Here is a 7349-nt window from a genome sequence, read left to right on the forward strand (position 1 = left end):
TGTACATAGACGGTTGAGACCGCGAGGACGTAAAGGCCGATAAACTGTGGCGCGAGCAATAATTTTAACATGGTTCGGACCGCTGGGAAATCGTGGCCGGCCAACCGGTCAGGACGTCAAAGGGATCAGAGCGCGCACTACGTGTCGGCGCTACGACTTGGATATTCCTCTATTTCATCATGTCGAAGCCGTCACATCAAAAATTCGAAAGGAGTGCTGCCTCCATCCGGGTCGGCCGAAATGGCCGCCGCCGCTCTGGCGGAGCCGGTTACAAACGCGTAAAAACAATACGATTTTTCACTTCCAACCCCGAGATTGCTTGATGACCGCGACTTCCTTCGTCATTCCCGTACCGCCCCAGCCGTCGCTCCCCGTGGTGGGAGAGGCAAAATCCTATCCCGTTCGCCGCATCTGGTGCGTCGGGCGCAATTATCTCGAGCACATCCGCGAGATGGGGAATGACGAGCGGGCGCCGCCGTTCTTTTTTGCCAAGCATGCCGACATGCTGGTGCCGGACGGGGCTACCGTCCCCTACCCGCCGCTGACCAAGGACCTGCATCACGAGGTCGAACTGATCGTCGCCATGAAGAGCGGCGGCTTGAACATTCCCGCCGACAAGGCGCTCGACCATGTCTACGGCTATGCGGTCGGCATCGACCTCACCCGGCGCGACTTGCAGATCGCCTCACGCAAGAAGGAACGGCCGTGGGAGGTCGGCAAGTCTTTCGACTATTCCGCGCCCTGTTCGGCGATCCAGCCGGCCGCCAAGATCGGCCATCCCTCCAAGGGCAAGATCTGGCTCACGGTCAACGGCAAGGAGACGCAGAAGGGCGACCTCACCGAATTGATCTGGAGTGTGCCGGAGATCATCTGGCAACTGTCGCAGCAGGTGAAGCTTGCCGCCGGCGACATCATCATGACGGGCACGCCGGCCGGCGTCTCCCAGCTTCGCCCCGGCGACAAGATCGAGTGCGGCGTCGATGGCGTCGGCACGCTGAAGGTTTCGATCGGCGAGCCGGAGAAGTAAGGGTTTGTCGTGTCCCGGACGCGTCGCAATCCACCAAGTGGTGCCATGCACAGCGGGGAGCGATACTCGCACGTGGACCCCGGATCAGCAGCGCATCGCTACACGCTGCGTGCATCCGGGGAACGCAATGAGACCGGTGCTACCCCCGCGCCAGCGCTTGCAGACCCTTGAATGTCAGGCGCTTGGGGTCCTTGACGCCGGCGAGATAGAACCGGCGAATGAAGGCAGCGACCATTTCCCGGTCGCAATCGGTCAACGCAACGACGGCATCAATGGCAACTCGCTGGGCGTCCATGTCCATGTTATTTCCTCGGGCTTCCTCATGCGGCCTCAAGCCTTGACCGCCTGATTATAGGAGGCACCGATTAATTCGGCGTTAACCCTCTCGTATAGTCGCCGATTCGAAAACGAATACGTATACGCAAAACAACGCATGCCGGATTGGGGAACCGCCCTGATTTGGCCCGGATTGATTCATTGCGACGTCACCAACCTCGCCGTCGCGCAACGCGACGATGTCTTGAGCGCAACACCGCCAGCGCCACCTCGGATTTGAATCATCAGGGCTCGTCGAGCCGGCGTAGGCGGGCTATTGCCTCACGAGTACTTCATCACGCCGTCATCGACCTTGCCGAAGCGAAGCGCGACGATGTCGAAGGCGTAATTCTGGTACAGCCGCCACGGCCGTTTGGAACCTTGCTTGGGCAACGTTGCGAGCGCGCGCTGCACATAGCCGGAGGAAAATTCCAGCACCGGCAATTGCTCGATCGTCGGATCGATATTGTGCGGCATGCACTGCCTGTAGCCGTTCCGGTCCATGTAATTGAGCAGCCGGCAGACATATTCGCAGGTGAGATCGCATTTCAGCGTCCAGGACGCATTGGTGTAGCCAAACACGGACACCAGATTCGGTATGTCCGAATACATCATGCCCTTGTAGTTCATGGTCTTGGCGAAATCGACCTTGCTGCCGTCGACCAGAACCTCCACGCCGCCCATCAATTGCAGCACGAGGCCCGTCGCGGTGACGATGATGTCCGCCTTGAGTTCGCTGCCGTCCTTCAGGCGAATGCCGCCATCCGTAAAGCGATCGATCTCGCCGGTGACCACGGAGGCGCGCTTTTCCCGCAGCGATTTGAAAAGGTCGCCGTCGGGAACCAGGCACAGCCTTTGGTCCCAGGGATTATAGCGCGGGTTGAAATGCGCGATGTCGTAATCGGGGCCGAGCGCCATGCGCACGCCGCCGAGAACCATTCGCTTGAACCGCTCGGGCCTCTTGCGCGCGAACTGAAAGAAAAACATTCCCAGCAGCACGTTGCGCCAGCGGATCACGTGATACGCAATCTTGTCGCCGAACTTCCTGCGCAAGCTGATCGCGAGTTGATCCTGCGCCGGGCGCGCCACCACATAGCTCGGCGAGCGCTGCAACATCGTGACGTGGCCGGCGGTTTCCGCCATCGCCGGCACCAGCGTGACTGCGGTCGCGCCGGAACCGATCACCACCACCTGTTTACCGGCATAGTCGAGCGACTGCGGCCATTTCTGCGGATGGACGATCTGGCCCTTGAACTCGTCATAGCCTGCAAATTCCGGCCGATAGCCATCCTCGTAGCGATAATAGCCGGAGCAGGAGAACAGGAAGTTGCAGGTGAAGCGAACGATGTCGCTCGCGCCCTCGCCGGATGAGCGTTCCGCCTCGACCGTCCAGAGCGCATCCTGCGTTGACCACGAGGCGCGCCTGACCTTGTGACGATAGCGGATCTTCTTGTCGATGCCGTTTTCGGTCGCGGTCTGCCGCACGTAATTCAGGATGCTCGGGCCGTCCGCGATCGCCTTCGGATCGGTCCACGGCTTGAACGAATAGCCGAGCGTGAACATGTCGCTGTCGGAGCGGATGCCGGGATAGCGGAACAGATCCCAGGTGCCGCCGATGCAGTCGCGCCCCTCAAGAATGATGAAGCGCTTGTTCGGGCATTTCTGCTGAAGATGATAGCCCGCGCCGATGCCGGAAAGGCCGGCGCCGACGATCAGCACATCGAAATGTTCGGCTTGCGGAGGCGTTTCCATGTGCCCGATTAGCGCGCAAACGGGTGTGAAAATCAACGGCAAACGACGGCGTGGATTCGTTTCTCGCCTGCGAGGTCTCGCGTCATTCCGCAGTGCGGATAATGCGCTGCATGATATTGAGCTGCTTGCGACCGTAGGCATGCTCGACGACCTGCCACCCCAGCCTTTCATAAAGCCCGGCTGTCGCGTCGGCAGCGTTCAGATAAATAGTGGTATGACCCAAGTCGCCCGCATGGGCTTCGACAGCGCGAACGAGCGTTTGGCCCAACCCGCGACCTCGATGGCCGGGCTTTACAAACAGAGCCCCCAGATAGGGCCTGTACGCGGGGCGATCCTCCGCTTCAGTTTCGTGCAGGGAAACCGAGCCGACAGCTTCGCCATCCAGAACGGCGACCAAGGTCGCAGGGAATCCGCTCTCGCCGAGATGGGTTTTCAGCCAGCGCGAGATGGATTCGATGGGAGTGTCCGTTTCTGACCACCACTGCCGGTGAATCCATTCTGCGATGGCCGGCAGATGTTGCGGCTGTTCGCGCAGGGTAACAACTAGATGGGTCATTGGCGAAACGAGGCTCGTAGCCCCGTCATTGCGGGCGAAGCGAAGCGATCGAGAGCAAATTCCACGAACTGGATTGCTTCGTCGCTCGCGCTCCTCGCAATGACGGCAGAGAGAACCGCATCAATACCGATACTGATCCGACTTGAACGGGCCTTCGGTCTTCACGCCGATATAGTCGGCCTGTTCCTTGCTCAACGTGGTGAGCTTCACGCCGATCTTGTCGAGGTGCAAACGCGCCACCTTCTCGTCCAGCGCCTTCGGCAGCACGTAGACCTTCTTGCCGAACTTGCCGTCCTTGTTGTTGGCGAACAGTTCGATCTGCGCCAGCGCCTGGTTGGTGAAGGAAGCCGACATCACGAACGACGGGTGGCCCATGGCGTTGCCGAGATTCACCAGGCGACCTTCCGACAGCAGGATGATGCGGTGCTTGTCGGGGAATTCGATCTCGTCGACCTGCGGCTTGATGTTGTTCCACTTCAGGTTCTTCAGGCCCGCGATCTGGATCTCGTTATCGAAGTGACCGATGTTGCAGACGATGGCGCGATCCTTCATCGCGCGCATGTGCTCGATGGTGATGATGTCCTTGTTGCCGGTCGCGGTGACAAAGATGTCGGCGCGCGGCGCGGCGTCTTCCATGGTGGTGACTTCATAGCCTTCCATCGCCGCCTGCCAGGCGCAGATCGGATCGCATTCCGAAACCATGACGCGGCAGCCAGCCTGACGGAGCGAGGCCGCCGAGCCCTTGCCGACGTCGCCGAAGCCCGCGACCATCGCGATCTTGCCCGACATCATCACGTCGGTGCCGCGGCGGATGCCGTCGACCAGCGATTCACGGCAGCCATAGAGATTGTCGAACTTCGACTTGGTAACGCTGTCATTGACGTTGATCGCCGGGAACAGCAGCTTGCCGCTCTTCTCCATTTCATAGAGACGGTGGACGCCCGTGGTGGTCTCTTCCGAGACGCCCTTGATGTTCTTGGCGATCTGCGCGAAGTAACCCTTCGGCTTCTCCTTGAGCAGCTTCTTGATCAGCGCGAAGAACACTTCCTCTTCTTCCGAACCCGGCTTGTCGAGGAACGCCACATCGCCCTGCTCGGCGCGAAGCCCATGATGTACTAGCATGGTGGCATCGCCACCGTCGTCGAGGATCATGTTGGGCGTGCCGCCGCCATGCCAGTCGAACAATTTCGCGGTGTAATCCCAGTAGTCCTTCAGCGTTTCGCCCTTCACGGCAAACACCGGAATGCCGGCAGCCGCGATCGCAGCCGCAGCGTGATCCTGGGTCGAATAGATGTTGCAGGAGACCCAGCGGATGTCGGCGCCAAGGGCCGCCAGTGTTTCGATCAGGACCGCGGTCTGGATCGTCATGTGCAGCGAGCCCGCGATGCGCGCGCCCTTCAAGGGTTGCTTCGGGCCATATTCCTCGCGCGTCGCCATCAGGCCGGGCATTTCGGTTTCGGCCAGCGAAATTTCCTTGCGGCCGAACTCAGCGAGCGAAATGTCCTTGACGATGTAATCGGTGAAACCGGTCTTGGTGGCGGTGGCGGTCATGGGATTTTCCTAATCGGTGAATCTGTCGTGTCGGTAGCAAAGCAAGCGGCACGCATTGTGGCACGGTCTACTCCCTCTCCCCGTGCTTACGGGGAGAGGGTTGGGGTGAGGGGCAGCTCTTAAAAACGGTGCGCGCGGATAGTCCCCTCACCCGCTCGCACTGGACGATGCTCCGCATCGCCAGGAGCGAGCGACCTCTCCCCGCAAGCGGGGAGAGGTAAGAAAACTACACCGCGCGCTTGAGCGCATCTGCCAGATCAGTCCGCTCCCACGAGAAGCTGCCGTCCTTTTCCGGTGCGCGGCCGAAATGGCCGTAGGACGCGGTCTTGCGATAGATCGGACGGTTGAGCTTCAAGGTGCGGCGGATATTGGTCGGCGTCAGGCGGAACATTTCCGGCAACACCTTCTCCAGCTTCTTCTCATCGACCGTGCCTGTGCCGTGGGTGTCGACCAAGAGCGACATCGGATCAGCAACCCCGATCGCATACGCAACCTGGATGGTGCAGCGCTCGGCCAGACCTGCCGCGACCACGTTCTTGGCGAGATAGCGCGCGGCGTAAGCGGCCGAGCGATCGACCTTGGTCGGATCCTTGCCGGAGAAAGCGCCGCCGCCATGCGGGGCATAGCCGCCATAGGTATCGACGATGATCTTGCGCCCGGTGAGGCCGCAATCGCCGTCGGGACCACCGACCACAAAATTGCCGGTGGGGTTGACCAGGAAGTCGGAGGACTTCGACGGCATCCAGCCCTTCGGCAGCGCCGATTCCACCGCGGTCGAGATCATGTCCTTGATCAGGCCGGGCGAGTACTTCTTGTTGTTGCGGCTCTTCTCATTGTGCTGGGTCGAGACCACGACCTTGGTGCAGCCGACCGGCTTGCCTTCGACATACTTCACCGTGACCTGGCTCTTGGCGTCGGGCTGCAAATCGGCAAGTGAGCCGTTGCGGCGCTTCTCCGACAGCACCTTCAGAATGCGGTGCGCGAAGAAAATCGGCGCCGGCATGAACGAGTCCTTCTGATAGACCTCGCTCTCGGTGCAGGCGTAACCGAACATCATGCCCTGGTCGCCCGCGCCCTCTTCCTCGCCGCTCTTCTTTTTCTTGGCATCGACGCCCATCGCGATGTCGGGCGACTGGCCGTGCAGCAGCACCTCAATGTCGGCGCCATGATAGGAGAAGCCGTTCTGGTCGTAGCCGATATCCTTGACCACATCGCGCGCGATCTGGCTGATCAGTTCGCGATCGACGACGGAGACGCCGTGGATGTCGCGAAACAGCTGGCCGCGGCCTTCGCCCGCGATCACGATCTTGTTGGTCGTGCACAGCGTCTCGCAGCCGAGCCGGGTGTTGATCAGGCTGTCGTCGGCGATGCCGAGCTTGACGTCCTTTTCGATGAAGGCATCGAGGATCGCATCCGAGATCTGGTCGGAGACCTTGTCCGGATGACCTTCGGAAACCGACTCTGAGGTGAACAGGTAAGACGCGCGCATCAAGGTAGCCCCTTTTTCCGCCGAACCTCGACGGGTGTTTTCAAATGTGTCCTGAGTTGTCAGTCTCGACGCCGCGAGATGACGTAGGATTCGTCGTAAAACCAGAGTCCGTTATGCTTGCGCAGAACCTCTCTGACGGCATCGAGATAACGGCCACTCTGGGTCATTTCCGTCAACCGGTCGTCTTCAATCTGTGCGACATACACCGCCGCATTCCAGGCTGCAAAGGCCGTCGAGGTTCCGATCGAGCCGGTGACCTCGTTGGGCAGCGCCTCCATATCATAACGGAAGATCGAACGGTTATCGGCATAGGCATTAAAATTGAGGTCTCGCCCAGCCGATCCCAGCTCGTATTTTACCGCGCGCAATAGCTCATGACGGCTCACCGCGAAAGGATTTTCTCCCGGCCATACCGCCTGGATAATCTCTAATCCTGGATCCTGGCCGTGGGAGTGGATTCCGATCAACCGGCCCCCGGCCCGCAAAGCCCGCCCCAGTGGTGCAATAATGCGTCTGGCGCGGAAATTTACACTCGATTTGGCCCGATAGGGCTGGGAGGCGATGATCAAGTCGAAATTGGCCTCGGTGCGGCCGGCCCGCGGAATGATCGAATCAAGCAAAAAGCGGTGGTCCTCGCGGTACAGCACCAGCGCCACCGG

The 7349-nt window shown here is 60.3% G+C and carries 6 protein-coding genes and 1 pseudogene; 1 reads left to right on the forward strand and 6 read right to left on the reverse strand.

Going from position 1 to position 7349, the window contains the following annotated elements; translation table 11 throughout:
- Nucleotides 1–322: 322 nt before the first annotated feature.
- Entirely contained in the window at nucleotides 323–1027 is a 705-nt protein-coding gene (locus ABSE61_RS35525) for a fumarylacetoacetate hydrolase family protein (RefSeq protein WP_423875834.1), read from the forward strand.
- A 139-nt stretch (nucleotides 1028–1166) separates the two neighbouring features.
- Here ABSE61_RS35525 and ABSE61_RS35530 read toward each other — a convergent pair whose 3' ends face one another.
- The 6 genes and pseudogenes from ABSE61_RS35530 to ABSE61_RS35555 all read right to left on the reverse strand — a co-directional run.
- Complete coding sequence (locus tag ABSE61_RS35530; protein ID WP_423875839.1) at nucleotides 1167–1328, reverse strand: hypothetical protein; 162 nt, start codon at nucleotides 1326–1328, stop codon at nucleotides 1167–1169.
- Nucleotides 1329–1624: 296 nt separating this feature from the next.
- The gene (locus ABSE61_RS35535) at nucleotides 1625–3094 is read right to left on the reverse strand and encodes a flavin-containing monooxygenase (RefSeq protein ID WP_423875835.1); all 1470 of its coding nucleotides are present in this window, start codon (nucleotides 3092–3094) and stop codon (nucleotides 1625–1627) included.
- Nucleotides 3095–3176: 82 nt separating this feature from the next.
- Nucleotides 3177–3650 (reverse strand): GNAT family N-acetyltransferase, encoded by a 474-nt coding sequence (locus ABSE61_RS35540; protein WP_423875836.1) that lies wholly within the window; start codon nucleotides 3648–3650, stop codon nucleotides 3177–3179.
- A 120-nt stretch (nucleotides 3651–3770) separates the two neighbouring features.
- Nucleotides 3771–5201, reverse strand: a complete 1431-nt coding sequence (gene ahcY, locus ABSE61_RS35545; protein WP_423875837.1) for an adenosylhomocysteinase — start codon at nucleotides 5199–5201, stop codon at nucleotides 3771–3773.
- 226 nt (nucleotides 5202–5427) lie between these two features.
- The gene (gene metK / locus ABSE61_RS35550) at nucleotides 5428–6690 is read right to left on the reverse strand and encodes a methionine adenosyltransferase (RefSeq protein ID WP_423875838.1); all 1263 of its coding nucleotides are present in this window, start codon (nucleotides 6688–6690) and stop codon (nucleotides 5428–5430) included.
- A 59-nt stretch (nucleotides 6691–6749) separates the two neighbouring features.
- A pseudogene (locus ABSE61_RS35555) lies at nucleotides 6750–7349 on the reverse strand (hypothetical protein); the annotation flags it as partial.

The organism is Bradyrhizobium sp. (assembly GCF_049519115.1).
Taxonomy (GTDB): Bacteria; Pseudomonadota; Alphaproteobacteria; order Rhizobiales; family Xanthobacteraceae; genus Bradyrhizobium.

Excerpts from the sequence above, each read along its gene's own strand:
- ABSE61_RS35540 (WP_423875836.1), bottom strand. The coding sequence starts at position 3,650 with ATGACCCATCTAGTTGTTACCCTGCGCGAACAGCCGCAACATCTGCCG.
- ahcY (WP_423875837.1), bottom strand. The coding sequence starts at position 5,201 with ATGACCGCCACCGCCACCAAGACCGGTTTCACCGATTACATCGTCAAG.
- ABSE61_RS35525 (WP_423875834.1), top strand. The coding sequence starts at position 323 with ATGACCGCGACTTCCTTCGTCATTCCCGTACCGCCCCAGCCGTCGCTC.
- ABSE61_RS35535 (WP_423875835.1), bottom strand. The coding sequence starts at position 3,094 with ATGGAAACGCCTCCGCAAGCCGAACATTTCGATGTGCTGATCGTCGGC.
- ABSE61_RS35530 (WP_423875839.1), bottom strand. The coding sequence starts at position 1,328 with ATGGACATGGACGCCCAGCGAGTTGCCATTGATGCCGTCGTTGCGTTG.
- metK (WP_423875838.1), bottom strand. The coding sequence starts at position 6,690 with ATGCGCGCGTCTTACCTGTTCACCTCAGAGTCGGTTTCCGAAGGTCAT.